Raw genomic sequence first — 26,167 nt, 5'->3', positions numbered from 1 at the left:
CTCGAACGTCAGCTCGCCGGGGGTCCTGCCGCAGTAGCGGCAGCAAGACCAAACCGAGCGGATATAGGCCTGCTGGGTGCGCGGATCGAAGTTGCGGATGGTCATGTCTTCGACCATCCTGCGACGCAGCGGGTGGATCGCGTCTTCGGGCATCACTCGTCTCCTGTCTTGAGGAGGACGTGGCCGACCCACGCTCCTCTTCAGACAGGAGAACCCCGCTGCTCATCTTCCCCGAACGAACGCCCATCCCGTCCTAGTGGGTTAGTACAACGGCGCATCTAGGACATCGCTGGCGCACTGGCGATCGACGTCTCCATCCTCGTCCGCGAAAACAAACCGCGAGACTTTAAGAGAACGTTCCGTCGTGTTGCGTCGGCGTGGCCGTTTGATCGGAATCTCGAAAGAGTAGTTCGCACGCGTGTCCAACATGGCGCGCCACCTGCCGCGTGCCGGATGGTTCCTCCGTTCGAGGAGGCCCACCAAGCCGGGATGGACAAGTCGTGCAACAAGACATGCGGGTTGGCGAAGGGCGGCTGGCTTCACGTCGGTGTTGATTCGCCAAGATTGAACAATGTTGACCAAGCGAACCAATCCTCGTTCTCCCTGCAATTCCAGGTGGGTGACTGCGCCGATCAATCATGGCTGGTCTGGCGTAACCATACGAAATTACCGCCAATTTTCCTTGCGGACGTATTCTGAGGCGCCTGCCTTCAGCATTGCTTGCATGAACAACAAAATTGTCTATGCGAGGCGTTGAGTAGGCTTGCCGCTTGACGTTCGCGCAGCGAAAATCGTAAAAACGCCGTGGCTTAGCTAAGCCTCATCATTGATTTTGTTAATTACTATATTGCTAAAAAATTAGACTTCACGTTTTTGCTAAGTGAGTTAGGCTTGTAACTATCAAGTGCACGCTGGTAGGGGTGTTACGGCGTGTAGCCTGGAAGGTGTGCTGGATGCTGACCCCTAACTCTATCCTCCGAGTGCCGCCTCGTTCGGGCGCTGCGCCGGATAGAGAGTGATGACCGAAGGCTCAACGATCGAGCGCCTCGCCACCCGCTCCGCCTGGCTGGTCGCCATCGCCGGCGTGCTCTGCGTAGCTGGCGTCGCCATCGTCATTCCGCTTAGCTTCCAGGCCCAGGCCCAGGCGCTGTTCGCCCTGACCACGATCATCATCGTCATCGTGGCCAATCGCGCCTCGCAATCGCGGCATCTGACCATCGCTCTGTCCCTCGTCTCGGTGATCGTCAGCACGCGATACGTCTGGTGGCGCACGACCGAGACCCTGCATTTCCGCACGCCGGCCGAGACGTTCTTCGGCATCGGCCTTTACATGGCCGAAATCTACGCCTGGATGATCATGCTGCCGGGCTATTTGCAGACCGCCTGGCCTCTACAGCGCCCGGTCCGGCCCCTGTAAGGCCCGCCCGCCATGTGACCAAGGATCGACGTCTTCATCCCGACCTATAACGAAAGCCTGGAGATCGTGCAGGATACCGTCCTGGCGGCGATCGGCATGGACTATCCGCGCGATCGTTATCAGGTCTATCTGCTGGACGACGGCAAGCGACCCGCGTTCAAGGCCTTCGCCGAAATGGCCGGGGCGATCTACATCACGCGTCTAGACAACAAGGGCGCCAAGGCCGGCAATCTGAACCATGCCCTGGAGCAGACCGCTGCGGAGCTGGTCTGCATCTTCGACTGCGACCCATCCCCACGCGCGCCTTCCTGCAGATGACTGTCGGCTGGTTCCAGGAGGATGCTCGCCTGGCCTTGCTGCAGACACCCCACCACTTCTATTCGCCCGATCCGGTGCAGCGGAACCTGCAGACGGTGCGCGACATTCCCGGCGAAGGCGACCTGTTCTACGGCGTCGTCCAGCCTGGCAACGACCTGTGGAACGCCGCCTTTTTCTGCGGCTCCTGCGCGGTGCTCCGGCGCTCGGCCCTCGCGCCCATACCGCCCTGAAACAGCAGTGACGGTGCTGGAACACCGCCTTCCTGGAAATCCGCTTGTCGGCGGGGCTGGCGACCGAACGCCTGGCCCTGCACATCGGTCAGCGCATCCGCTGGGCGCGGGGCATGGACCCAAATCTTCCGGATTGACATCCGCTGCTCGGCAAGGGGCTGACCCTGCCTCAGCGAGCCAGAAAGGTCGCAAGGATCTGGCGGCCGACCCCTATCGCCGGGTCCTGGCCGCCGAGCCTGGCAATGCGGCGGCCCGCCAGGGTCTTGCCGCGCTCAGCAACCCGAACGCCCCCATTGCGAAGGGCCAGGCCAGCGGTTTGAGCCAGGCGCGCGCCCTGGCCCAGCGTGGTGAGACCGCAGCGGCGGCGGCCGCCTACCGCCAGACGTTTGGGGGCTCGATCCCGCCGAATTCCGCGGCGCTGGAATATTTTCAGACCCTGGCGGGCGCGCCGGGCGGCCTTGCCCAGGCCCAGGAGGGCCTGCGGTCGCTGGCCGCGCGCAAGCCTGGCGACACCAATGTGTAACTGGCCTTGGGCCAGGCCCTGACCTATCGTGAAGGCGCCCGCCGCGAAGGCGTGGCGCTGCTGTCGAAGCTGTCGATCAGCGGGGGGCGACCGCCGCCAAGGCCGCGGCCGCCTGGCGCCAAGCCCTGATCTGTACCGATGTCGCCCCACGCAACGCTGGCCTATTCAGCGACTATCTCGCCGCCCATCCCGGCGACGCCGACATCGGTCGCAAATTGGCCGACGCCAATCGCCCGGTCTCGGCCAACGCCAAGCCGGCCGTTGATCCCAGCGCCAAGGGGCGAGCCGAGGGCTTCGCGGCGCTCCAGCGCAATGATCTGGCGGTGGCCGAGGCGCGTTTCTTGGCCGCGATCACCCGCCGGTCCAATGACGCCGACGCGCTGGGCGGCCTGGGCTTGGTGCGCCTGCGCGGTCAGCGCTTCGCGGAAGCCGCCGGCCTGCTCGAACGCGCCGCTCGCGCGAGCCCGGGCTCGGCAAGCCGCTGGAGGGAAGCCCTGACCAGCGCCAGATTCTATGCCGGCCTGCAACAGGGCCAGGCCGCCCTGAACCAGGGCCGCGCCGTCGAGGCCGGGCGGGCGCTGCGGCCGCTCACCGGTCCGGCCTATCCCGAGCGCGCCATGGCCCAGGGTTTGCTGGCCGAAGCCCTGCGCCGCCAGGGCGAGGCGGCGCAGGCCGAGACCGTCTATCGCCAGATCCTGGCCGTCGCGCCGGGTCAGGTTGAGGCGCAGCAGGGCTTGGTCCAGGCTCTGCTCGACCAGAACCGGTCTGGCGAAGCCGAGGCCCCGGCCGACCAGTCGCCTGCTTTCCAACTCGACGCCAGCGGCCAGAGCGCCGTGCGCGGTCGCCTGGACCACGACCGCGCCAACCGGTTATGGGCCAACGGCGACCTATCGGGGGCCAACACCGCGTTCGAGGCCGCCTTGGCCGCCGCGCCCGGCGATCCCTGGGTTCGTCTGGACTTCGCGCGCTTTCTGGCCGGACAGGGCGAGGCCGCCGCCGCCCAGGGATTGATGGCGCCCGTGGCCTCGAGCGCCAATCCCGAACACATCCAGGCCGCCGCCCTGTTCGCGGACCAACAAGGTCGTCCCGCGGACGCCCTGATGCTGATCAACCGCGTATCGCCCACCCAGGTCACCCCGGCGGTGGCCGCGCTGCGGTCGCGGCTGGAGATCGACGCGGCCATCCAGCAGGCTCAGCGCGGCGGCGGCGCTGGATATCTGCGCTCCGTGGCGACGCGTTCCGACCTGCCGGTCGAGACCAGCGGCCGGGTGGCCGTGGCGCTTTACGAGATGGGCGACGAGCAGACGGCGCTGGCCCTGGCCCGGGAAGCCCTGATGGCTGGCGTCACCGAGCCGCCCGCCAGCTATGACGGCATGGTCACGGTCCTGGCCCGCGCTGGTCGTGACGCCGAGGCCGCCGCCCTGATCCGCCAGGCCGCAGCACGGGCCGGCTCGACGCAACAGGGGATGCAGGGTGTCGCCGACCTGACCGCCACGCTCGGCGCCGAGCGGGCCGACCGTCTGCGCCAGGCCGGCGTCGCCTTTCCGTTCACGGGCCGCAACGGCCGGGGCGGGGAGGCCGCCGCGCCGCCGCCCGCGACGACCTATGCGCCGCCCCTCTATGCCGCGCAGAGCGAAGGCAACCCATTCGCCCTGGCCCCGGCGGCCAGCGACCCCGTGGTCAGCGACATCGACCGGCAGATCGCCGAACTGACCGCCAGAACGGCCGCCGAGGTTTCCGGCTCCGCCAAGTTTCGCACCCGTTCGGGCGAGGCGGGTCTCGGCAAGCTTGACGAGCTATCGGCCACGGCCTCGGCCGCCACCTCGCTGGGCGGCGCGCGGTTCACGGCCTCCATCTCGCCGGTCAGCATCGACGCCGGCACGCCGGGCGGCAGCGCCGAGCAGCGGTTCGGCGCCAATCAGATCACCAATGCTCGCGCCATCGTCGGGGCCTATGCGCCGGTCTATCGAAGCGCCGGGACCCAGAGCGCCTCGGGCGCTGCGGTGAACCTGGGGGTCAAGGCCGGCGATTTCGCCGCCGACATCGGGACCTCGCCCCTTGGCTTTGGCAAGGTCGACGCGGCGGGGGGGCGCCGCTTGGTCGCCGCGTCTTGGACCCTCTGGTCAGGCCAAGCTGTGGGTCGAGCGCCGCCCGGTGACCGACAGCGTCATCGCCTATACCGGAGCCCGCGACCCGGTGACCGGCGAGCGCTATGGCCGAGTCATGCGCAGCGGGGGCGGGGTCAGCCTGTCGTACGATGCCGGCCAGGCTTGGCCACCGCTCATGGCGGAGGTCCCGGCCGGGACCTACGGCGCCTGGCTTAACGACCAGGGCAGCCCTGGCGCGACGACCATTTGCCGCGATCCGCGCGCTCGGCCCCTGGTGTTCGAACACCGGGCTTAGGCTGGTGCGGATGATGGCGATTGCCTTGGGCGGCGGGGCGGGCGCCTGCGCGCGGCCCTCGGATGGCTGGGCGGCGTTCAAGGCCGCCTATGTCTTGCAAGACGGCCGCGTCGTGGATCCCGAGAACGGCGGCGTCAGCCACAGCGAGGGCCAGGGCTGGATCATGCTGCTGGCCGAGGCGCACGGCGACCGCCAGACCTTCGACCGGGCCTGGGGTTGGACCCAGGCCCACCTCGCGCGCGAGAAGGCCCCGCTGCTGGCCTGGTGATATGATCCGCGGGCGACCCCGGCGGTGGCCGACGAGAACAACGCCGCCGACGGGGATATCTTTGTCGCCTGGGCGCTGCTGCGGGCCGGCCGTCGCTGGCGCGAACCAGAATACCTGGCCGCCTCGGCCCGGCTGCGTGGCGCGGTGGCCGACCGGCTGGCCGTCGAGATCGGTGGCCGTACGGTGCTCCTGCCCGGCGAGGAAGGTTTTCGCGGCGCCGGCGGGGTGACGACCAACCCATCCTACTTCGTGCTGCCGGCCTTGCAGGACTTTGCCGAGGCCGACGGCGGCGGCGCGCCCTGGCGCAGCCTGATCGCAAGCGGCTTGATTCTGGCGCGTGACGGACGCTTCGGTTCGCACAACCTGCCACCCGACTGGCTGCTGGTCGGCGTCGATGGACAGATTTTTCCAGCCCCGGACAAGCCCCCGCTGTTCGAATTCGAGGCGATCAGGGTGCCGCTTTACCTTGTTTGGGGTGGCGAGGACGCCCTGGCGGCGAGCGAGAAAACCTTTTGGCGCCAGGCGTTGCTGGCCGGCAAGCGTCCGCCGGCCTGGGTCAATTTGTCGAGCGGCCAAGTCGCCGAATTTACTATATCAAGCGGGGGTGCCGCCATCGCCGCCCTGGCCCTGAATGACACGAAGGTCCGGACCATCGCGGGGGCGACACCGGATCACGCCTACTACGCCTCGGCCTTGACCCTGCTCGCCGATCTGGCGGATCGGGAGACGGAGGAGCGGCGCCCTTAACCCCTGGGCCGCGCGATCGCGCGGCGGAGTCGTGTCATGCCCCGTGACATCAATCGTCTCTTTTCGATGATCAATCAGGCCGACCTGCCCTATCAGGTCTTCGAGGACCAGAAATGGGACGCGGTGCAGATCGCCGAGCCTGCGCTCGCGGTCGAAAGCCCGTCTTTTCCGACACCGGATCGTGCGGCCAACGAAGATGCGCGGCAGGCCCATGTCGGCCTGTTTCGCGCCTATAATGTCGAAGCGGCGCTGGTCGCTCCCCGCGGCACGCCGTTGGCCGGGATTTTCAACCGGATGAGCAAGCGTTAGCGCTTCTCTCGCTCTCCAGAGCATTTCCCGACCTGACTGCGTCAGGCCGTGAGCTCTAATCGTTTGTTTTGACGCATTTTTCTTCACGAGAACCGGAACCACTTCGCTCGAAAAATGCTCTAGCCACGACCGTCGCTCAGGAACTAAGCGCGGCTATCGGAACAGGTTTCCGCATTCCTTGTTGGGACGTCGGCAGGCAAATCCTCGTATTTGAAGGCGGAAACGGCGCGGGAAACGGCGCCGCGTCGCCGGATGGCCCGCTTTTGCGGCAAGTCCCATGGCCGCAGCGACCGGCGCTGCTTCCCTTCAGTATTACGATTGCGCGAACTCGTAATATGCGGAACCCTGGTTTCCAGCGAAATTCGAGGGAGACCGCTCATGAGCACCCTGTTCACCCGCAAGCGTTTCATCGCCGCCCTGGCGGTATCCTGCCTGGCCCTGGCCTCGTGCGGAAAGCCGGCCGAGAAGACCGCGACCCCAGCGACACCCGTCGCGACCGCCGCCAAGACCGACTACAAGATCGGCTGGACCATCTATGCCGGCTGGATGCCCTGGGCCTACGCTCAGCAGTCGGGCATCGTGAAGAAGTGGGCCGACAAGTACGGCGTGCAGATCGAGTTGGTGCAGATCAACGACTATGTCGAGTCGCTGAACCAGTTCTCGGCCGGCAAGCTGGACGGCGTCACCGCCACCAACATGGACGCCCTGACCGTGCCCGCCGCCGCCGGCAAGGACACCACCGTCCTGATGATCGGCGACTATTCCAACGGCAATGACGGGGTGATCCTGAAGAACGGAACGACCCTGGCCCAGATCAAGGATCGACCCGTCAACCTGGTCGAGCTGTCGGTCTCGCATTACCTGCTGGCCCGCGCCCTGGAGAAGGCCGGGCTGAAAATGGCCGACGTCAAGACGGTCAACACCTCCGACGCCGACATCGTCGGCGCCTATGGCGCGGCCGACACCAAGGCCCTGGTGACCTGGAACCCGCAGCTGTCGGAAGTAAAGAAGATGCCGGGCGCCACCGAGGTGTTCGACAGCTCCAAGATTCCCGGCGAGATCCTCGACGGCCTGATGGTCAGCACCGAGGCCTTGAAGGCCAATCCCAACCTGGGTAAGGCGCTGACCGGCATCTGGTACGAAGTCACGGCCCTGACCGTCGCCCAGACCCCTGAAGGCAAGGCGGCGCGCGAGGCGATGGCCAAGCTGTCGGGCTCCGACCTGGCCGGCTTCGAGAACCAGCTGAAGACCACCTACCTCTACGCCACGCCCCAGGCCGCCCTGGCCGCAACGGTCAGCCCAGACTTGATCACCGCCAACGACCGCGTCCGCAAGTTCAGCTTCAACATGGGGCTTTTTGGCCAGGGCGCGAAGTCGGTGGACGACATTGGCATCAGCTTCCCGGGCGGCAAGACCCTGGGCGACCCGGCCAATGTGAAGCTGCGCTTCGATCCGACCTATGTTCAGCAGGCCGCCGACGGCAAGCTATAGACCTTTCAATCCGTCTCCCCGGGAAGACGGAAGTTAGGACGCCCCTTTTTCGAGACAGCCAAGGACCCAACCCCGCCCCATGCGCCGATTGTTGAACGTCAGACCAGGACGCGGCCTCGGCGTCCTGTTGGGCCTCGTGCCGCTACTGGCGGTGGCGCTGGTCTATCTGATGGCCTCCCAGGCCCGCCATGCCGAGAACCCACGCGACAAGCTGCTGCCCACCCCGACCGCCATGGTCGAGGCGGTGCAGTTGATGGCGAAGGTCGATCCCCTGACCGGGGACGCTCCGTTGGTGGTCGACACCGTGGCCAGTCTGCGCCGGATCGGGATCGCCCTGACGCTATCGACCGGTACGGCCCTGGTGCTGGGCCTCGGCCTGGGGCTGCTGCCCCTGTTGCGCGCCAAGTTCGGGCCGCTGGTGGCGGCCATCGCCGTGGTGCCCCCGATCGCCGTTCTGCCGATCCTGTTCATCGTCTTTGGCCTGGGCGAGACCGCGAAGATCGCCCTGATCGTCATCGGCATTACCCCGGTCATGGTCCGCGACCTCGCCGCCCAGGTCGCCGCCATACCGGAAGAACAGCTGGTCAAGGCCCAGACCCTGGGCGCCAGCACCTGGCAACTGGCCCTGCGCGTGGCGCTGCCCCAGGCCATGCCGCGGCTGATCGACAGCCTGCGCCTGTCGCTATGCCCGGCCTGGGTCTATCTGATCTCCGCCGAAGCCATCGCCGCCGATGTGGGCCTGGGTTACCGGATCTTCCTGGTCCGCCGCTATCTCTCCATGGACATCATCCTGCCCTACGTCGTCTGGATCTCGATTCTGGCGGTGCTGATGGACTGGGCGCTGCGCACCGCCAGCCGCCGGGTCTATCCGTGGGCGCATCCGGCGCGGAGCCGCTGAGATGGCCCTGCTGACCTTCCGCAATGTCTGGGTGGAGTACGGCGACAAGGTCGTGCTCGAAAATGTCGACCTGTCGATCGGGGAGGGCAGCTTCGTTTCCATCGTCGGTCCGTCCGGCGCGGGCAAGAGCACCTTCCTGCGCCTGGCCCTGGGCCAGGAGGCGCCGACCAAGGGCGCGATCGACCTTGACGGCCGCAAGCTGCGCGCCGAACCGGGACCGGATCGCGGCGTGGTGTTTCAGAAATATTCGGTGTTTCCCCACCTGAGCGCCCGGGACAATGTCGTGTTCGGCCTCGACTGCGCTGGCTCGCCGCTCCTTGGCCGCCTGTCGGGGGCCAAGCGTCGCGCCGCCCAGGAGCAGGCCGACGCCATGCTGGCCGCCGTTGGTCTTGGCGACAGTGGCGACGTCTATCCCGCCCAGCTCTCGGGCGGCATGCAGCAGCGCCTCGCCATCGCCCAGGCCCTGATCAAGAGACCGCGCATCCTGCTGCTCGATGAGCCGTTCGGCGCCCTGGACCCAGGCGTGCGCCTGGACATGCATGAGTTGATCACCGGCCTTTGGCGCGAGCACGGCCTGACGATCATGATGGTCACCCACGACATCAAGGAAGCCTTCAAGCTGGGCACCCGCGTCCTGGCCTTCGACAAGCGGCGGCGCGATCCTCAGGCCCCGCACCGCTACGGCTCGACGGCGGTCTATGACTTCCCGTTGGACAAGCCGGGTGCGGTGGGGCCTGAGGCGCTGGCGGGATTGGGGAAGTAAATCCTCCCCCTGTCGGGGAGGTGTCGGCGAAGCCGACGGAGGGGGGAGGGATAGGACGATCGCCGGGGTTGGACCAAGTCGACCCTAAAACTCCCCCCACCGATCGCTGCGCGATCGCCTCCCCCACGGGGGGAGGACTTAGGCCAGCGAAGCGATATAGGCTCGCCAGCCGCCCAGTTCGGTAATGTCGGTCGCGCCATTCAGCGCCCGCGGCTCCGCCACGAAACCCTTGACCGAGGTCCCGTCCTCCAGGGTCACTGTCCCGATGGCCAGGGGCGCCGGGACCTCGGCGACGAAGGACCCGAAAGCCTCAAAATCCAGTTCATAGACCTCTACCAGGATCGATGACCCTCCGTCCCCGACATGGATCAGGGCCGGCTTCGGCGGCGTCGTCTCGGCCATGGCGTAGAGCCTGTAGGCCTGCGCAGTCCTGGTGGCCGAGACCAGCCGGGCCTCGCGCGAGGTCAGCTGCCAGTGCAGGGGCATGCCGGCCAGGTGGGCGCCGACCACGGCCAGCTTCACGCCGGGCTTGCGCAGGGTCAGGTCGAGCGGGGGCGTGTCGGCCATGGGGAAGGTCTCCAGGTAGCGCTCGGCCAGGGCCAGCAGCGCGCGGTCGGCGAAGGCCGGTCCGATCAGGGTGACGCCAAAGCCCGTCCCGTTCTCACGGAAGCCGGCGGGGACGGCCAGGGCGCTCATGTCGAGCAGGTTCACGAAATTGGTGTAGAGGCCGAGATTGGCGTTCAGCGCGATCGGCTCGGCCAGCACTTCCTTCAGGCGGTAGACGGTCGGGGCGGTGGGTAGCAGGAGCACCTCGACCGCGTCCCAGATCGGCTCGGCGGCGCGGCGATAGGCTTCCAGGGCGTAAAGGCCGTTGAAGGTCTCGACGCCGCTGACCGAGAGCCCGCCCTGGACGATGGTCCGCACCGTCGGATGGATCGCGCCGGGCTTGTCGCGCAGCAGGCCCCCGACGGCGGCGGTGCGTTCGGCGACCCAGGGGCCGCTGTAGAGCAGCTTGGCGCAGTCCAGCAGCGGGGCGATGTCGATCTCGATGGGCGCGCCGCCGGCGGCGGTGAAGCGGGCGATCGCGGCGGCGTAGTGGGCGGCGGACTGCTCGTCGCCCATGAAGAGGCGCTGGTCTTGCTTAGGAACGCCGAAGGCGAACCCCCTCCGGCCCTCCGGGCCACCTCCCCCAGAGGGGGAGGATCTAGGCTGTGCGCCCGCCAGATGCTCTCCCCCTGGGGGAGCTGTCGCGGAGCGACCAAGCGGGCCTTCCGGCGCCCGCCGAGAATAGTCATCCCCGACGTCGAACGCCGTCAGCACCTCGTCGACCAACGCCGCGCCCGCCAGGTCGGCGGTGAACACGCTGACGCAGTCCAGCGACCGGCAGGCCGGAACGACGCCCCGCGTGCTCCAACGGCCTTTGCTGGGCTTGAGCCCGATCAGGTGATTGAAGGCGGCCGGCACGCGGCCCGACCCGGCGGTGTCGGTGCCGAGCGAGAAAGCGACCAAGCCGGCCGCGACGGCGACGGCCGAACCGGAGCTCGAGCCGCCGCTGACATAGTCTTGGTTGAACACACACAGCGGCGCGCCGTAGGGGCTGCGGGCCCCGACCAGGCCAGTGGCGAACTGGTCGAGGTTGGTCTTGCCGATCAGCACGGCGCCGGCCGCGACCAGCCGCTCGACCACGGTCGCCGAGCGGTCCGGCGCGTAGGCGAAGGCCGGGCAGGCGGCGCTGGTCGGCAAGCCGCCGACGTCGATATTGTCCTTCACAGCGAAGGGAACGCCGGCCAGGGGCAAACTCTCGCCTGCGGCGATCCGGGCCTCGACGGCGCGAGCCTGGGCTAGAACGGTTTCTGTCGGCAGGCGCAGGATCCAGACTTGCGGCTGAATCAAGTCATAGGCGGCGACCGAGTCGAGCGCCGCTTGGGCGATCGCGATCGCGCTGGCTCCGGCTTTGACCGCGTCAGCGATCGCGACGACGGACAGACGCTGAAAGTCGCTCATGCCGCCGCTTCCAGATCGGGCGCGATGGCGACGATTGGTGCGCCGGCGGCGATGGCCTGGGCGGGCTGAGCATAGACGGCGGTGACGACGCCGGCCGTGGGACTGTTGACGTCCACCTCGGCCTTCATCGCCTCGATCACGGCGATCACCGCTCCGGCCTCGACCCGCTGCCCGGGCGCGACCAGCACCTTCCAGACATTACCGCCGAGTGGGGCCTCGACCAGGTCGCTGCCGTCCGGCGCCGTGACGGCCACCGCGTCGCCGGCGTCGTCAGCCACACCGGAAAGGGCCTCGACCCGCGCGAACTCGCCACTGGTCTCCCAGTCGGCGCGCTCGGCGTCGAAGGCGGCCTGACGCGTGGCCTGAAAGCTGGCGATGCTGTCGGCGTTCTCGGCCAGCATCTTGCGGTAGTCGGACAGGCGGAAGGTCTCTTCCTCGATGCGGATCTGGCGACGGCCCAGCGGGAAGTCGCGACGCCACTCGGCCAACTCCTCGGCGCTGACCGGGAAGAAACGGATCTGGTCGAAGAACCGCAGCAGCCACGGCTTGCCGTCGGTGAAGGCTTCGGTCTGCCGCCAGGTGTTCCAAACCTGGATGGTGCGCCCGAACAGTTGATAGCCGCCAGGACCCTCCATGCCGTAGATGCACATATAGGCCCCGCCGATCCCGACGACATTGGGCGGGGTCCAGGTGCGGGCCGGGTTGTACTTGGTGGTCACCAGGCGATGGCGCGGATCGACCGGGGTGGCGACCGGCGCGCCCAAATAGACGTCGCCCAAGCCCATCACCAGGTAGCGGGCGTCGAAAACGATGCGCTGGACATCGTCAATGCTGGCCAAGCCATTGACGCGGCGGATGAACTCGATGTTGTCGGGGCACCAGGGCGCGTCGTCCCGGACGGCCTGCATGTACTTGTCGATGGTCTGTCCGATGGCCGGGTCGTTCCAGCTCAGAGGCAGGTGGACCACGCGTGAGGGGATCTCGAAGTCATCCAGCCCCCCCAGCCGCTCCTCGACCGCGACCAGGGCGGCCAGCAGGTCGGCCTGTGTCATGCGGCGGCTGTCATAGTGGACCTGCAACGAGCGGATGCCGGGGGTCAGGTCGATGACGCCGGGCAGGGCTAGGCTCTGGAGTTCCAGCAGCAGGGCGTGGATGCGCAGCCGCAGCTCCAGGTCCAGCACGATGGGGCCGTACTCGATCAACAGATGTTGGTCGCCCTGGCGGCGGTAGAGGACGCGGGGCCGGTGGCCTTGTTCGGGCAGCTCCCGAAGGACAGGATCTCCCCCCTCCGTCGGCTGCGCCGACACCTTCCCCACGGGGGGAGGACTTTCGTTCAGCGCCTCCCCTTGTGGGTGAGGTGGCCCGCAGGGCTGGTGGCGGGAGTCGTTGAGCGTTTCGAGCAAGGTCTCCTGCTCGGCCAAAGCCAAGGCCGCCGCCGCATCATTCACCACCTCGAACCGCACCGTATCGCCTGGCGCAAGCTGTCCAGCCTTCCACAGGTCCGCCTGGATGATCACGAACGGACAGACGAACCCGCCCAGCGACGGCCCATCGGGCCCCAAAATGATCGGCATGTCGCCGGTGAAGTCGATGGCTCCGATGGCATAGGCGTTGTCATGGATGTTGGATGGATGCAGCCCGGCTTCGCCGCCGTCGCGCCTCGCCCATTGCGGCTTGGGTCCGATCAACCTCACGCCGGTGCGGTTGGAGTTGTAGTGGACCTTCCAGTCCGTGCCGCCGATCATCGCCACGTCGGCCGGCGTGAAGAAGTCCGGCGCGCCGTGCGGGCCGGGCAGGACGCGGATGGTCCAGGCCTTGGTCGGGACGGGGCGCAGGGACGATGGCAGGGATGAGGTCGGGGACACGCCCATGGGCGTGTCCCCGTCAGCCAAGCGCAGGACGTCGCCGGCCGTCAGGCTTCGGCCGGCATGGCCGCCGAAGCCACCCAGGGTGAAAGTCGAGCGACTGCCCAGATAGGTCGGCACGTCCAACCCGCCCTGGAACAGCAGGTAACCGCGCAGGCCAGCGCCGACCACGCGGCCGATCTTCAGGGTCTGGCCCGGCGCCACAGCGAAGGACGCGTAGGCTGGGGCCGGTTCGCCATCGAGCTTGGCGTCGAACGCGGCGCCCGTCAGGCAGAGGACCGCCGGGCGGTTGAACTTCAGGGTCGGGCCGAGGGCGGTGATCTCCAACCCGGCGGCGAGTTCGCCATTGCCCAGCAGCCGGTTGCCCAGCCGGAAGGCGAGGGCGTCCATCGGGCCGGACGGCGGGACGCCCACGTCCCAGTAGCCCTGGCGGCCAGGCCAGTCCTGGACGGTGGTGGCCGGCCCGCCGCTGAGCACCTGAATGGTGCCGGGCGCCCAGACTATGCCCTCGAGGGCACGGGTCGAGACCTCGCCGCTGACGAAAGCTTCGGAGCGGACGACGGTGCGCAGCCAGTGCAGATTGGTCTCGATGCCGGCCAGGCGCGTCTCGTCCAGCGCCGACTGCAAGGCCGCCACGGCAGCGGGGCGGTCTTCTGCCGTGACGATCAGCTTGGCCAGCAGCGGGTCGTAGAAGGCGCTGACCTCGGTTCCGTCCACCACCCAGCCGTCGGAGCGGACCCCGTCCGGGAACGACACTTCCGTCAGCACGCCGGAGCTGGGGCGATAGTCCTGGGCCGGGTCCTCCGCATAGAGCCGGACCTGGATCGACGCGCCCTTCGGCTCGGGCGGCGGGCCGTCGAGGAAGCTGAAGTCGCCGGTCGCGCCGCGCACCATCCACTCGACAAGGTCGACGCCCGTCACCTGCTCGGTGACTCCATGCTCGACCTGTAGCCGGGTGTTGACCTCCAGAAAGAAGAAGTCGTCGCGTTCGGCGTCGTACAGAAACTCCACCGTGCCGGCAGAGCGATAGTCCGCCGCCGAGGCCAGGCGCACGGCGGCGTCCAGCAGGGCGGCGCGGGTGGCGGCGGGCAGGCCGGGAGCGGGGGTTTCCTCGACGACCTTCTGGTTGCGCCGCTGCAGCGAGCAGTCGCGCTCGCCGAGGGCCATGACCTTGCCTGCCCCGTCGCCGAACACCTGGACCTCGACGTGGCGAGCCTGGCGGACATAGCGTTCGAGAAACACTCCGCCATCGCTGAAATTGCCGGTCGCCAGGCGCTGGACGGCGGCGAAGGCCTCGGCCACCGCCTCGGCCGTCTCGCAGACCCGCATGCCGATGCCGCCGCCGCCGGCCGTGGCCTTCAGGATTACGGGGAAGCCGATGCGCTCGGCGGCTTCCAGGGCGGCGGCTGGATCGACCAGCAGGTCGGTGCCGGGCGCCAGCGGCACGCCGTGGGCCTGGGCCAGGTCGCGGGCCGTGTGCTTGAGGCCGAAGGCGCGGATGTTGGCGGGCGTAGGGCCGATGAAGGCGACGCCCGCCGCCTCACAAGCCTGGGCGAAGTCGGCGTTCTCGCTGAGGAAGCCGTAGCCCGGGTGAATGGCCTGGGCGCCCGCTGCCTTGGCCGCCGCGAGGATCAGGTCGCCCCGCAGGTAGCTCTCGGCGGCCGGGGCCGGACCGATCCGCACGGCCTCGTCCGCGAGACTGACATGCAGCGAGCCGGCGTCGGCGTCGCTGAACACCGCTACGGACTTCACGCCCATGGCTTTCAGGGTGCGGATGATCCGGCAGGCGATGGCGCCCCGGTTTGCGATCAGGACCTTGTGGAAAGGAATCTTGTCGAGCATGGGCGCGGCTATTCCGAAACGATCATGCGCACGGGCGTCGGATTGAAGCCGTTGCAGGGGTTGTTGATCTGCGGGCAGTTGGAGACCACCACCACCACGTCCATCTCGGCCCGCAGATCGACATAGAGTCCGGGGGCCGAGATGCCGTCGACGATGCCCAGGGCCCCGTCGGCCTCGACGGGCACGTTCATGAACCAGTTGACGTTGCTGACCATGTCGCGCTTGCCGCGGCCGTGGCGGGCGTTGGCGATCAGGAAGTTCTCGACGCAGGCGTGCTGGGCCTTGGTGTGGTGGCCGTAGCGCAGGGTATTGCTCTCGCAGGAACAGGCCCCGCCGATAGTGTCGTGATAGGCTACGGCCGTTGCGGTAATGGTCATCATCGCCGCGCCCTCGTTGGACAGCAGCACCGAGCCCTCGCGCAGGAAGACGTTGCCCTGGGCGGCGACGGTGTCCTGGGCGCTGTAGCGTTCGGCGTCGTCGGCGGCGCTATAGGCCAGGAAATCGACGGCCTGATTGCCCTCAAGATCGACGATCCGCAGGGTCTGGCCGGCCGTGATCGTGTGCAGCCACGGGGCGCGGGCGGCGACGACTTCGTCGTGGACGATGTTTCCCAGGGACGGGGCAGAGAGGGTCATGGCGCTCACCGGCTGAAATAGTCTTCGACGTTGAGAAAGGCCCTCAGGCCCTCCGGCGTCGCGTTTCGGATCCTGTCGGATTCAGGGGTGATGGGCCCGCGCCAGGCGGTGGCCCGCAGCGGTGTGACGACATAGTCTGGACGCGGATCAAGCACGTGCGGGCAGTTGGCGACCACGACGATCAAGTCCATCTCGGCGCGCAGGGTGACGAACCGGCCGGGCGGGTAGGGGCCGATGTCGATCAGCGTGTCGCCGCCCTGGGCGATGCGCACGGCCTTGAACAGGTTCAGGCAGGGATGGATGTCCTTGCGCCCCAGGCCGAACTTGGCGACGCCCAGCGACAAGCGGTCGCGGGCGTTGGGATGGGCGCCGTGATTGAAGCCGTCGCCATACTTCCGCGCGTTGGTCGCCTGGTTCGAAGCCCCGCAGAAGGCGTCGTGCGTTTCGGCGGTGTCCTCCACCAGGCTGGCCAGCACCCGGCCCATGTCGGACAGCAACAACCGGCCTTGGCCGAGGTAGCCGTTCCACTGGACCTTCAGGGTGTCGGCGATATTGAGTCGCTCGACCGGACGCTCGGCGTTGAACAGCAGCAGGGACGCGCTGGCGTCGCCGGCCAGGTCGGTCAGGCGCAGTCGGGTTCCGCGGGCGATCTGCCGACCGGCGTAGCCGCCGGGGGCGATGGTCTCGTCCCAGACCACCTCGGCCGACGCCACGCCGTCCGGCAGGTCGGTCGCCGCCTTGGCTGGCACCGTCGGCATCGCTTCGGCGCGGGTTCCGGCCTGGGCGCGGGCATGGGCCTGGGCGGCGTAGGGATCGGCGGTGTTCAGGTCGCTCATCCGGCCACTCCGTCGTGGTCGCCATGGGCGTGCAGCGGCGGTAGCAGAGCGGTGGTGGTGACCAGCTTGATCTGTTGCACGCCGCGCACCTTGCGCAGGTCGTCGCACAGTTGCTGCAGGCGCTCGAACGGCCCCTGGACCAGCAGCACCTCCATGGCCTGATCGTCCTCGAGGAAGACGTTCTGGGCCGAGATCACCTCTTTTACATAGCCCAGCTGGGTCTGGGCTAGGGCGTGTCGCACGCGACCGCTCTCGGCGCGGTAGATCAAGGTGATTGTCCCGGCCAGCACGGCGTCGGAGCGCGCGCCGCTGTGCTCGGCCAACTCATGGCGGATCAGCTCGGCGATCATCTGCGAACGACTGGGCAGGTCGCGCTCGGCGACCATGGCGTCCAGTTGGTCCAGCAGTTCGGCCGGCAAGCTGACGCTCAGGCGCGCCAGGGTGGAGGAGGGCATATCCATGCCCTCCAGCTAGATCGAGTATTACGTAAATCGCAATACGTAATATCAAACTTTCACGAGCTTGCCGCGCCCTGCCCGAAAATTGCGCTAGGCGTTGCGGGCGCTGACGCCGATCACCACCGAGGCCGGCTTGAGGCCAGGCGCGCTGGCGACGACGCGAAGCTGCCCCGGTTCGCGTTGCGTGCGGACGATCGCTTGGCACAAGCCGTTGAAGGCCTTGCGCTGGCTGGCGACGTCCGGCTCGTGGCTGGCGGGATTGCCGTTGCCAACCCCAATCACCTGGCCGGGGCCTGTCACCGTGAAGGTGACCGAGTCGTCGGCGCGAGGCACGGGACGCCCCTTGGCGTCGAGCACCTCGACCTTGAGGATCGCCACGTCCTGGCCGTCGGCGGTCAGGCGCGAGCGGTCGGTCGTAAAGCGCAGGGCGGCGGCCGGGCCAGCCGTTTCGCGGCGTTCGCGCAGGATGACCTTGCCGGCCTTGTAGCCATGGGCCTCGATCACGCCAGGCGCGTAGAGGACCGACCACTCGACGTGATGATTGGGGACGACGTCGCGAACGCCCTGGCTCTCGCCGTTGAGAAACAGCTCGACCTTGTAGCAATTGCTGTGGGCCCAGAAGGCGATCGGCTGGCCCTCGCGGCCTTCCCAGTTCCAGTGCGGCAGCAGGTGCAGCAGCGGCTCGGGCCGCCACCAGGCGCGGTAGTAGTAGTAATTGTCCTTTGGGAAGCCGCAGGTGTCGAGCGCGCCGAAATGCGAGCTGATGCTCGGCCACCTGTTGAAAGGCGTCGGCTCGCCGCGATAGTCAAACCCGGTCCAGATAAAGCCGCCGGCCATCCACGGGCGGTCGGCCGCGTGGCTCCACCACAGTTCGGCGGTGGTGGCCCACCACGGGTGCTCGGTGTCGTATGCGGGTACATAGAGCTTGGCGTCATCGCGGGCGTATTGGCCGCGCGTGGCGACGGTGCTGGCGCTCTCGGTGCTGATGATCGGCACGTGCGGGAACTTTGCGTGGAAGTCGTCCATCTTCTCGTGGCGATAGTTGAAGCCCTGGACGTCAATCACCGCGCTGATGCCTTCGCCAAACCCCGAGTCCATGGCCGCGATGACCAGGCGGGACGGATCCAGGCGATTGACCAGGCGCTTCATGGTCGTCGCCACCTTGGCCCCGCGCGCCGTGCCCTGCTGAGGCTCCTCATTACCGATCGACCACAGGATGACGCTGGGGTGGTTGCGGTCGCGGCGGACCAGCCGTTCGAGCTCGTCCATCGACGTGGGATCGCTGGACATCCGGCGCGTTTCGTCAATGACAAGCATGCCCAGGTGGTCGCAGGCGTCCAGCAGTGCGGGCGTCGGCGGATTGTGCGCGGCGCGGTAGGCGTTGCAGCCCATGCTTTTCAACTGTTCCAGCCGCCAGACCTGCAGGGCGTCGGGGATCGCAGCGCCCACGCCGGCGTGGTCCTGGTGATTGCAGGTTCCCTTCAGCTTCACAGACTGGCCGTTGAGCAGAAAGCCCTTGTCGGCGTCAAAGGTGATGGAGCGGACGCCAAACCGCGTGACGAACCGATCGACCACGGCAGCGCCGACCTTGACCTCGGTCAGCAAGCTGTAGAGGTGGGGAGTCTCCAGCGACCACAGAACCGGGCTGGCGATGTGGGCGGTCTGCGACAGCGACTGGCGCTCTCAGCCCGGCAGGCGACCCTGAGCGGCGGTCAGCGCCAGCACCGGCTTGCCCTGAGCGTCGACCACGCTCTGCACGAGCTCGTACTCGGCAGGCGCGGCGCCCTCGTTGATGAGATCTGTGTCGATCGACAGGGTCCCGTCGATCTTGGCGCGTACGAACACGCCCCACTGCGGCACGTGGACCGCGGCGGTCTTGACCAGCCAGACGTGACGATAGAGGCCCGCGCCCTCGTAGAACCAGCCCTCCCCGATCGAGGCGTCGACCCGAACCACCAGGCTGTTGTCTCCGCCGAGATTGGCGATGTCGGTGACGTCGACACGGAAAGGACTGTAGCCGCTGTCCTCGTGGCTCAGCACGTAGCCGTTGACGATGACCAGGGCATCGCGGAACGCTCCGTCAAACTCGATCGACAATCGCTTGCCGGCGTCGGTGGCGGGCAGGGCGAAGGTCTTGCGGTACCAGCCGACGCTGGTCTCGGGAAATTCGCGGCCCAGAGGCTTGTAGCCATGGGCGGCGCGAAGGTCCTCGTCGTCGGGCTTGCCGGACGGGACGAACGCGGGGTTGTCGACGAACGGCAACTCCACGCCCCAGTCGTGGGGCAGGGTGACCGGCGTCCAGGCGCTGGCGTCGAACTTAGGATCGGAAAGCTGGCTGACCTGCCAGTTGGCGGCGGTCGCGCCGGCCTTGGCATAGGTTCTCTGGTTGGCGCCGTAGCCGAAGTCGCGGGCCGGATCCTGGGCATGCCCCAGCTTGAAGCGCCAGTCGAAGTCGAGCGAGCGACGCTCGCGGGGCGAAAGGTCGATGGCGGGCTGTGCGGGCGTCGAAGGCGTGGCGGCGTTCGCGGACGACGCGGCGGCCAGGGTGGTCACGCCCACGGTGGCGACCAGGGCATCACGTCGGCTGAAATCGACCATCGGGTTTCTCACGCGAAAGGCAAAAAAAGGGGAGGAAGCGAGAAGCTTCCTCCCCAGTCGCAGGATCATCGGGGAGGCGTGATGAATCCCAGAGCTAAAAGTCCAAAGATCTAGAACTTCACCGTCACATCGGCGAGGAAGCGGCGGCCGTAGACGTCGTAACGGCCGATCCGGTTGGGATCGTTGTCGCGGTACATACGCAGGGCCTCGTTGGTCAGGTTGTTGACCTGGAAGCGCACGCCGATGTGGTCATTGATCTGGTACGACGAGCTGAAGTCGAGCGTCTTCTCGGTCTCCAGGGTCTGCAGGTCCGCGCCGCTCCAGCCGTAAATCACCGTCATCGGGCTGTGATACTTGTAGCCCAGCCGGGCCTCGAGCGGGCCGTGGGCGTACCACAGGTCGACCGTGGCGGTGTTCTTGGCCAGGCCCGTCATGTCGAGGGGATTGTTGGCTGGCGAGAACTCCTTCAGGTCGGAGTCGACGTAAGCGTAGTTCGAATAGATCCCGAAATTGGCCAGCGGGCCGGGCAGGAAGAAGAACGGCGTCTGGAAGGTCAGTTCCAGGCCCTGGATATAGCCGCCGCCGCCGTTGGTCGGGCTGGCGACGGCGTAGGTGATGCCGTTGTAGACAACCGGGGTCTGCTTCCAGCCGATGTAGGAGCTGACGTCCTTGTAGTAGTAGGACGCGGCGATCAGAGCCTCCGAACGGAAATACCATTCAGCCGAGGTGTCCAGCTGAACGGCCTCGAACGGGTCGAGCTTGGGGTTGCCGGCGCTGCCGGTATAGGGCGACCAAGTGGTCAGGGTGCGGCTGGCGCGCAGTTCGTCCAGTGGCGGGCGGGCGATGACCTTGGCCAGGCCGAGGCGGAACACCTTGCCGTCGCCGAAGTCGAACTTGGCGTTCGCCGACGGAAGGAAGTCAGTGTACCGGCTGCCCACCACCACGGACGCGACTGCGCCCGTGGTGTCGGCTCGGAAGCCGGTGCTTTCGGATTCGGTGCGAACCACGCGGGCGCCGATGTTGCCGGTCAGCCAGGCGCCGCCGACGCTGTCGCCCGCGAAGTTCAGCTTGCCATAGCCCTCATAGACCTTCTCGTGGACGCTCCAGTCCTCGGCGGGCTTGTCGGCGGCGCGACTGAACGCGTTGGCGCCGTAGGCGATGGCCGCGATCTTGTCGATGTCGCCGGTCAGTATGGCCGGGAGGTTCGCGCCCTTGCCGATCGTATATGCGGTGAACAGATTGGCCGGCACGGTCACGCCAGTCGGAGCGGGCGAATAGCCCGCCGCCCCGTGTTCCTTGGTGCGATCTGAAGCGCGGACGCCGAACTGCACGCTCTTGAACGGAACGCCTTCCAGTTGGCGGGTGAAGTCGAGAGCGGCGGCCTTTAGTTCATCGTTCAGATGCTCGGGCCCGTCATGCGAACCGTACTGGTTGGCGTACTGCGCGAGGCTGATGGTGGGGGCGCTGGTGGTGATGGTCGGGGTCTGGCCAGCCCGGGTGTCGAAGGTGGTCCAGTCTGGATAAGCCTCGACCCGCACGCCCTTCCAGGAATTGGTGCGTTCGGCCTTGGAATAGGAGACGTCGCCGGCCATGGTCCATTGGTCGTTGGTCCATTTGCCGTTGAGGCCGCCAACCAGCAGGTCCTTGTCCTCGGTATAGTGCGACAGCACGGTGGTCACCGAGCTGTAGGGCAGGCGAGCGGCGACCACGGTGTTGTTGATCAGGGTGTAGGACGCGCCGGGCGCGGTGTAGTCGCCCCGGTTGCCGTTGTTCCAGTTGCCCCAGTTGTTGCGGCCCCAGACGGTCTGGTCCTGAAGTTCGGAAATCTTGATCTTCGAATAGAGGACGTCGCCCTTCAGCTCGAACTGGTCGGTCGGCCGCCATTGCAGGCCGCCCGAGACGCCGGTGCGCTTCTGGTCGATGCGGCTGGCCGACTCTTGCGCGCCCCGCGGGGTGGCGTCCAGCTTGCCGTCGCCGTTCAGGTCGCCGCTGTAGTCGCTGGCGCCGGCTGGCGGGCGGGCGATCGAGTCGTTGTAGCCCCAGCCCGTGAACGAGCCGTAGCCGTTCTTCTGCCGCTGGCTGGTCAGGCCCAGCACGATAGCCAGATCGTCGTTGAATTTGTGCACCCACGAGCCCGAGGCCCGGTAGCCGGTGGTGCCGTAGTTCGGGATGTCCTTGCCGCCGTCATAATAGACCGGGCCGGCGCGCAGCACGAATTCGGGGCCCTTGTAGTCGAGCGGGGCGATCGTATCGATGTTGATGGTGGCGGCCACGCCGCCGGCGATCAGGTCGGCCGACTGCGACTTGTAGACCTGCACGCCCGAGACGACCTCCGACGGATAGATTTCCCAGCGCACGTTGCGGTCCGGCTCGGACGAGGCGACTTCGCGGTTGTTGATCGTGCCGAGCACCAGGCGAGCGCCCAGGCCGCGCACGACGGCCTGGCTGTCATTGCCGCGGTCGCGGGTGGCGTTGACGCCGGGCAGGCGGGCGATGGACTCGGCGATGGTGACGTCTGGCAGCACGCCAATGTCCTTGGCCGAGATGGCCTCGACCACCTTGTCCGAGCCCTGTTTCACCGCCAGGGCGTCGCGCATGCTCTTGCGAACGCCGGTGACGACGATTTCGTCGACCTGAGCGGCGTTGGCTGGCGCGGGAGCGGTTTGCGCGTAGGCGCTGGCGGCGGCCATCATGGCCATGCCGCTGACAGCGGCGAGCAACTTGTAGTGAGACATCGGTGGTTCCCCCGTGTGGCGACGGCGCCGCGTTCCGTGACGCGGCTGCTCTCTCGTTCTGATGCGAATGGATCGGTCCAGCGCTGAAAGTCCGCCGGTTCAGTTGGGTGCGGGATTCGCACCGAAGTTCTCCGCGCTTCTGCCGAGCGCTCCTCGACCGGTGTCTTCTTCCAGTCGAGAATTTCTATTTATCATATCAATCACACATGACAAGCCTCGAACGTTTTGGGGCGATGCTATCGCGCTGAACGGCAAGAAAGTCGCTGAAAACGTGGGCCGTTAGGGCAGCGGAACGACGGCGGCGCTTTGCCCGATGGCGGCGGCGACGGCGGGCGAATCGGCGACCTGGTCTGACGCCTCCGCCGTGGCCACGGTCACCGCAGCGCCCGGCATCAGGCGGGTGCGATAGACGAAGGCGTCGCCCTCGCGTGTCATGGGCCTGGGTCCAACGCCGCCCAGGAAGTCGCCGTCGATGAAGGCGGCGTCCGTGGTCGCCTTGGTCTTGAAGGTCACCTCGACGGGAAAGACATAGGCGGTCTTGAGCCAGTCGGCGCCCTCCAGGGCCTGGCCCTTGAAGTCGAACAGCGCCGCGTTCTCCCAGTTGGAGCCCTTGCCCCATCGGGTGCCGCAGGTCTTGGTCGAGAGCCAGGACGGCTCCCAGTAGAAGACCCCCGTGCCGCCGCTCGCCAGAACCAGCTGGGTCAGGTCGATCAGGTATTTTTTCTGGCCCGCCGGGGTGGCCGGATAGCCGGCGATGAGCGAGTCTTCGCCCAGCAGATTGGGCGAGCTGTCGGCGTTGGCGGTGGTGAACGGGTAGGCGGTCTCCACCACCAGCACGTCGGCGGCATAGGTATTGCGCAGGCGGTTGATGGTCTGGCCCAGTTGCGCCATCGAGCGCTTGGACCACTTGCTGTAGTAGCTGATCCCAATGATGTCGAAATCGCTGACCCCGGCCTTGGCGGCGGCGGCGAACCAGGGCTCGACGTTCTCGGGTTGGGCGATGTGCAGCATCACGCGCGGCTTGATCTTGCTCTCAGCGCCCGCGTCGCGCACGGCCTTGATCCCGGCGTTGAACAGCAGGGCGTTGCGGTCCCAGTGGATCGGCTCCTTGGCCTTGGCCAGGCTGGAGACGATCTCGCCATTGGTCTCGTTTCCCACCTGCACCAGTTCGGGCATCAGGCCTTCGCGGTCCAGTTCCGTCAGGGTGTCATGGGTAAAGGCGTACAACGCCTTGGCCTGGTCCTGCGTCGATAGCTTGGCCCACGCCTTCGGGGCCAGCTGCTTTTCACCATCGGCCCAGTCGTCGGAATAGTGGAAGTCGAGCAGCACCTGCAGGCCGGCCCGCTTGGCGCGGCGGATGCTGCGCTTGACGTCGGCGAGGTTGGAATACTTGGTCCAGTCCGGGTCGTTCCAGATACGAATCCGCGCCACGTTGGCGCCCGCCGCCTTGAAGAACTGGTATTGATCGACCGGCTTGCCACCGGACCGATAGACCGCGCCGCAGTCGTCCATTTCGTTGGCGTAGGAGATATCGACGCCCAGATAGATCGGGGGCTCGGCGGATTGCGCGACGCCAAGGGTCAGCAAGCTAGCCGCCAGGGCAACGGTTATACAGTGGCCCGGGTGTCGCATGTCTATCCCCCTCAATACCGCGGCTCACGCCGGAACTGGCGGACACTCATCGCATTGATATTATAAATCAAGAGGGGTTTTGGTGGCTTAGGGTCTTTCGGCGCCGTTAATAAAGGCGTCGGTGCGCAAGTGGCGGGCTGAATCGGCAAGAGGCTCGGCGCGCCGCGCTATGCGCTCCCGCAGGGCTCGGGAGGAACCTACGCCAACCGCATGCGCGTGCTCGTGATCGATCCAGACCCCGCCAGAGCCGCCCTGGTCGCTGAAGGACTGCGGGGCGTGGACCCTTTGGAGGTCCGCAAGGCGGCGACTTATGACGAGACGGAAGTGGCGGCCTTCGCACCGGACGTCGTGGTGATCGCCTCCGACAGCCCTGATCGCGACACGCTCGACAGTCTCCGTGAAATCAGCCCCAGCAGTCAGCGCGCGGTTGTGATGTTCGTCGACCGATCCGAGCCAGGTTTGGCCGAGCAGGCCGTTCGGGCCGGCGTCGCGGCCTATATCGTCGATGGGTTGTCTCCGGCCCGGGTGCGGCCGATCCTCGACGTCGCCATGAGCCGTTTCGCCCTGATCCAGCAGTTGCGCGGCGACCTGGCCAAGGCCAAGGCCGATCTTGAGTCGCGCAAGACGGTCGAGCGGGCCAAGGGCCTGCTGATGAAGGAGCGTGGCCTGGACGAGGACGGCGCCTATCGCTTGCTGCGCAAGCTGGCCATGGATCGCGGCAAGCCGATCGGCTCGGTGGCCGCCGACCTGCTGGCCTTCGCCGGCGTGCTGAAGGGGGACGCGTCGTGAGCGGGCTGGCCGACCTGACGCTGGGCTTCATCCCGCTGACCGATTGCGCGCCGCTGGTGGTGGCCAAAAGTCTAGGCCTGTTCGCCCAAGAGGGGCTGGAGGTCTCGCTCAGCCGTGAAGCCTCGTGGGCGACGATCCGCGACAAGGTGACGGTCGGCGCGCTCGACGGCGCCCACATGCTGGCGCCGATGGCCTTGGCCTCGGGACTGGCCAGCGACGGCTCGGGGGCGCCGATGCTGGCGCCCCTGGCCCTGAACCTGAACGGCAGCGCCATCACCGTCTCGCTCGGCCTGGCCGCCGCCATGCGTGCGCTGGATCCTGAGGGCATGGCGGCGGAGATCATCACCGCCCGTCCGCTGGCTCGCTTGGTTGAGCAGCGCAAGGAGCACGGCGCGCCGCCACTGATTTTCGCGGTGGTCTTCCCCCATTCGATGCACAATTACGCCTTGCGCTACTGGCTGGCGCAAGCGGGCGTCGATCCTGATCGCGACGTTCGACTGGTGGTGACGCCGCCGCCCCGCATGGTCGATCATCTCCAGTCCGGCGGCATCGACGGCTTCTGCGTCGGCGCGCCCTGGAACGCGGTGGCGATGAGCCAAGGCGTCGGCGAGATGCTGATCAAGGCATCGACGTTCTGGCCGGGCGGGCCTGACAAGGTGTTCGGCCTTACGCAGGCCTGGGCCGAGCGTCATCCCGGCGAACTGCGCGCCGCCTTACGGGCCTTGCTGCGCGCCGCAGCCTGGTGTGACGAGCCTGGCAATCACGCCGAACTGGTGGCGCTGCTGTCGCGTCCCGAGCACGTCGGCGCCGAGCCCGAGGTCGTGGCGCGAGCTCTGCGGCAGGAGATCGTCTTCCATCGCGGGGCTGCGGGCCTGCCCCGCCGAGAGCACGCCCTGTGGTTCCTGTCGCAGATGGTGCGCTGGGCTCAGGTCGCCGACGACCTTGATCTCGCAGCCGTCGCCGACCGGGTCTATCGCCCGGACCTGTTTCGCGAGGCGGCCTTATCGCTCGGGCCGATCCTGGGCCCGGCTCAGGCGTTCGAGGACGGCGCGGCGTCAGTTCCGGCGGCGCTGTTCGACGGGGTCAGCTTCGACCCCGGTGATGCCCGTGGCTATGCCGCCGGGTTTGCGATCAGCCGAGCCCGCGCCTAGGCGATCGTCCGCTCGGGCGCAGCTCGCCCCAAAGAATTGCTCATGCTTGAAGCATCGACGCTGTCCGTTTGCTGAGCAACCGCGCGATCCAGGCCTATCGACACCGCGACGCGGCATGGCGCGTGACAACGCCGGGCCCTCGACACTCCACTAGCATCAGGCCTCCGGACAACGAAGTTCGTGGCTGCCAGAGACGACCGCTCGGATGCGGTCACCCGCCCGAGGCGTTCGCGCCTCGCTCTCGCAGACACGCAA

General features: G+C 67.3%; 20 protein-coding genes and 2 pseudogenes. 13 read left to right on the top strand and 9 right to left on the bottom strand.

Features of this window, described 5'->3' with window-relative positions; genetic code table 11:
- The first annotated feature begins 1,018 nt into the window (after positions 1-1,018).
- From ACP7AG_RS10235 to ACP7AG_RS10185, 11 genes and pseudogenes are all read left to right on the top strand, one after another.
- Positions 1,019-1,417: a hypothetical protein gene (locus tag ACP7AG_RS10235; RefSeq protein WP_426012253.1), complete on the top strand. Its 399-nt coding sequence runs from the start codon at positions 1,019-1,021 to the stop codon at positions 1,415-1,417.
- 24 nt (positions 1,418-1,441) lie between these two features.
- Positions 1,442-1,735 (top strand): glycosyltransferase, encoded by a 294-nt coding sequence (locus ACP7AG_RS10230; protein ID WP_426030731.1) that lies wholly within the window; start codon positions 1,442-1,444, stop codon positions 1,733-1,735.
- Positions 1,732-1,965, top strand: coding sequence for a hypothetical protein (locus ACP7AG_RS10225; RefSeq protein WP_426030726.1), 234 nt, complete (start codon positions 1,732-1,734; stop codon positions 1,963-1,965). The genes ACP7AG_RS10230 and ACP7AG_RS10225 overlap by 4 nt, the downstream gene beginning before the upstream one ends.
- A gap of 133 nt (positions 1,966-2,098) precedes the next feature.
- A complete protein-coding gene (locus tag ACP7AG_RS10220) occupies positions 2,099-2,488 on the top strand; it encodes a hypothetical protein (protein ID WP_426012251.1) in 390 nt (129 codons plus the stop codon).
- Positions 2,489-2,703: 215 nt separating this feature from the next.
- A pseudogene (locus ACP7AG_RS10215) lies at positions 2,704-4,575 on the top strand (tetratricopeptide repeat protein); the annotation flags it as partial.
- A gap of 67 nt (positions 4,576-4,642) precedes the next feature.
- Complete coding sequence (locus ACP7AG_RS10210) at positions 4,643-4,891, top strand: cellulose synthase subunit BcsC-related outer membrane protein (RefSeq protein WP_426030725.1); 249 nt, start codon at positions 4,643-4,645, stop codon at positions 4,889-4,891.
- Positions 4,892-4,901: 10 nt separating this feature from the next.
- Positions 4,902-5,906 (top strand): annotated as a pseudogene (locus ACP7AG_RS10205) (glycosyl hydrolase family 8).
- A gap of 66 nt (positions 5,907-5,972) precedes the next feature.
- Entirely contained in the window at positions 5,973-6,215 is a 243-nt protein-coding gene (locus ACP7AG_RS10200; protein WP_426030724.1) for a hypothetical protein, read from the top strand.
- Positions 6,216-6,593: 378 nt separating this feature from the next.
- On the top strand, positions 6,594-7,706 hold the full coding sequence (locus tag ACP7AG_RS10195) for a putative urea ABC transporter substrate-binding protein (RefSeq protein WP_426030723.1): 1,113 nt from the start codon (positions 6,594-6,596) through the stop codon (positions 7,704-7,706).
- Positions 7,707-7,785: 79 nt separating this feature from the next.
- Positions 7,786-8,604 (top strand): ABC transporter permease, encoded by an 819-nt coding sequence (locus ACP7AG_RS10190; RefSeq protein ID WP_426012246.1) that lies wholly within the window; start codon positions 7,786-7,788, stop codon positions 8,602-8,604.
- A gap of 1 nt (position 8,605) precedes the next feature.
- Entirely contained in the window at positions 8,606-9,367 is a 762-nt protein-coding gene (locus tag ACP7AG_RS10185; protein ID WP_426030722.1) for an ABC transporter ATP-binding protein, read from the top strand.
- Positions 9,368-9,505: 138 nt separating this feature from the next.
- Here the strand turns inward: ACP7AG_RS10185 and ACP7AG_RS10180 are convergent, their stop codons facing one another.
- The 9 genes from ACP7AG_RS10180 to ACP7AG_RS10140 all read right to left on the bottom strand — a co-directional run bounded on the left by ACP7AG_RS10180 (position 9,506) and on the right by ACP7AG_RS10140 (position 23,927).
- Complete coding sequence (locus ACP7AG_RS10180; RefSeq protein ID WP_426030721.1) at positions 9,506-11,371, bottom strand: allophanate hydrolase; 1,866 nt, start codon at positions 11,369-11,371, stop codon at positions 9,506-9,508.
- On the bottom strand, positions 11,368-15,078 hold the full coding sequence (gene uca, locus ACP7AG_RS10175; protein WP_426030720.1) for an urea carboxylase: 3,711 nt from the start codon (positions 15,076-15,078) through the stop codon (positions 11,368-11,370). The genes ACP7AG_RS10180 and uca overlap by 4 nt, the downstream gene beginning before the upstream one ends.
- Before the next feature lie 8 nt (positions 15,079-15,086).
- Positions 15,087-15,713, bottom strand: coding sequence for an urea amidolyase associated protein UAAP2 (locus ACP7AG_RS10170; RefSeq protein WP_426030719.1), 627 nt, complete (start codon positions 15,711-15,713; stop codon positions 15,087-15,089).
- Positions 15,714-15,718: 5 nt separating this feature from the next.
- Positions 15,719-16,549 (bottom strand): urea amidolyase associated protein UAAP1, encoded by an 831-nt coding sequence (locus tag ACP7AG_RS10165; RefSeq protein ID WP_426030718.1) that lies wholly within the window; start codon positions 16,547-16,549, stop codon positions 15,719-15,721.
- The gene (locus tag ACP7AG_RS10160) at positions 16,546-17,010 is read right to left on the bottom strand and encodes a CopG family ribbon-helix-helix protein (protein ID WP_426030717.1); all 465 of its coding nucleotides are present in this window, start codon (positions 17,008-17,010) and stop codon (positions 16,546-16,548) included. The genes ACP7AG_RS10165 and ACP7AG_RS10160 overlap by 4 nt, the downstream gene beginning before the upstream one ends.
- Before the next feature lie 87 nt (positions 17,011-17,097).
- Positions 17,098-18,660 carry a glycoside hydrolase family 2 TIM barrel-domain containing protein gene (locus ACP7AG_RS10155; protein ID WP_426030730.1) on the bottom strand — a complete coding sequence of 521 codons (1,563 nt, stop codon included), beginning with the start codon at positions 18,658-18,660 and terminating at the stop codon, positions 17,098-17,100.
- Between the two features lie 30 nt (positions 18,661-18,690).
- On the bottom strand, positions 18,691-19,605 hold the full coding sequence (locus ACP7AG_RS10150) for a sugar-binding domain-containing protein (RefSeq protein WP_426030716.1): 915 nt from the start codon (positions 19,603-19,605) through the stop codon (positions 18,691-18,693).
- Positions 19,606-19,715: 110 nt separating this feature from the next.
- A complete protein-coding gene (locus ACP7AG_RS10145) occupies positions 19,716-22,340 on the bottom strand; it encodes a TonB-dependent receptor (protein ID WP_426030715.1) in 2,625 nt (874 codons plus the stop codon).
- A 279-nt stretch (positions 22,341-22,619) separates the two neighbouring features.
- On the bottom strand, positions 22,620-23,927 hold the full coding sequence (locus ACP7AG_RS10140) for a glycoside hydrolase family 53 protein (protein ID WP_426030714.1): 1,308 nt from the start codon (positions 23,925-23,927) through the stop codon (positions 22,620-22,622).
- A 255-nt stretch (positions 23,928-24,182) separates the two neighbouring features.
- Between ACP7AG_RS10140 and ACP7AG_RS10135 the strand changes: the two genes are divergently transcribed.
- The gene (locus tag ACP7AG_RS10135; protein WP_426012230.1) at positions 24,183-24,761 is read left to right on the top strand and encodes an ANTAR domain-containing response regulator; all 579 of its coding nucleotides are present in this window, start codon (positions 24,183-24,185) and stop codon (positions 24,759-24,761) included.
- A complete protein-coding gene (locus ACP7AG_RS10130) occupies positions 24,758-25,912 on the top strand; it encodes a CmpA/NrtA family ABC transporter substrate-binding protein (RefSeq protein ID WP_426012228.1) in 1,155 nt (384 codons plus the stop codon). The genes ACP7AG_RS10135 and ACP7AG_RS10130 overlap by 4 nt, the downstream gene beginning before the upstream one ends.
- Positions 25,913-26,167 lie beyond the last annotated feature (255 nt).

This window comes from Caulobacter sp. DWP3-1-3b2 (assembly GCF_049896325.1).
Taxonomy (GTDB): Bacteria; Pseudomonadota; Alphaproteobacteria; order Caulobacterales; family Caulobacteraceae; genus Caulobacter.
The sequence above is the reverse complement of the archived record's forward strand: the minus strand, read 5'-3'. Positions and strand labels throughout refer to the sequence as shown.

Excerpts from the sequence above, each read along its gene's own strand:
- ACP7AG_RS10235 (WP_426012253.1), top strand. The coding sequence starts at position 1,019 with ATGACCGAAGGCTCAACGATCGAGCGCCTCGCCACCCGCTCCGCCTGG.
- ACP7AG_RS10225 (WP_426030726.1), top strand. The coding sequence starts at position 1,732 with ATGACTGTCGGCTGGTTCCAGGAGGATGCTCGCCTGGCCTTGCTGCAG.
- ACP7AG_RS10200 (WP_426030724.1), top strand. The coding sequence starts at position 5,973 with ATGATCAATCAGGCCGACCTGCCCTATCAGGTCTTCGAGGACCAGAAA.
- ACP7AG_RS10195 (WP_426030723.1), top strand. The coding sequence starts at position 6,594 with ATGAGCACCCTGTTCACCCGCAAGCGTTTCATCGCCGCCCTGGCGGTA.
- ACP7AG_RS10190 (WP_426012246.1), top strand. The coding sequence starts at position 7,786 with ATGCGCCGATTGTTGAACGTCAGACCAGGACGCGGCCTCGGCGTCCTG.
- ACP7AG_RS10185 (WP_426030722.1), top strand. The coding sequence starts at position 8,606 with ATGGCCCTGCTGACCTTCCGCAATGTCTGGGTGGAGTACGGCGACAAG.
- ACP7AG_RS10180 (WP_426030721.1), bottom strand. The coding sequence starts at position 11,371 with ATGAGCGACTTTCAGCGTCTGTCCGTCGTCGCGATCGCTGACGCGGTC.
- uca (WP_426030720.1), bottom strand. The coding sequence starts at position 15,078 with ATGCTCGACAAGATTCCTTTCCACAAGGTCCTGATCGCAAACCGGGGC.
- ACP7AG_RS10170 (WP_426030719.1), bottom strand. The coding sequence starts at position 15,713 with ATGACCCTCTCTGCCCCGTCCCTGGGAAACATCGTCCACGACGAAGTC.
- ACP7AG_RS10165 (WP_426030718.1), bottom strand. The coding sequence starts at position 16,549 with ATGAGCGACCTGAACACCGCCGATCCCTACGCCGCCCAGGCCCATGCC.
- ACP7AG_RS10160 (WP_426030717.1), bottom strand. The coding sequence starts at position 17,010 with ATGGATATGCCCTCCTCCACCCTGGCGCGCCTGAGCGTCAGCTTGCCG.
- ACP7AG_RS10150 (WP_426030716.1), bottom strand. The coding sequence starts at position 19,605 with ATGGTCGATTTCAGCCGACGTGATGCCCTGGTCGCCACCGTGGGCGTG.
- ACP7AG_RS10145 (WP_426030715.1), bottom strand. The coding sequence starts at position 22,340 with ATGTCTCACTACAAGTTGCTCGCCGCTGTCAGCGGCATGGCCATGATG.
- ACP7AG_RS10135 (WP_426012230.1), top strand. The coding sequence starts at position 24,183 with ATGCGCGTGCTCGTGATCGATCCAGACCCCGCCAGAGCCGCCCTGGTC.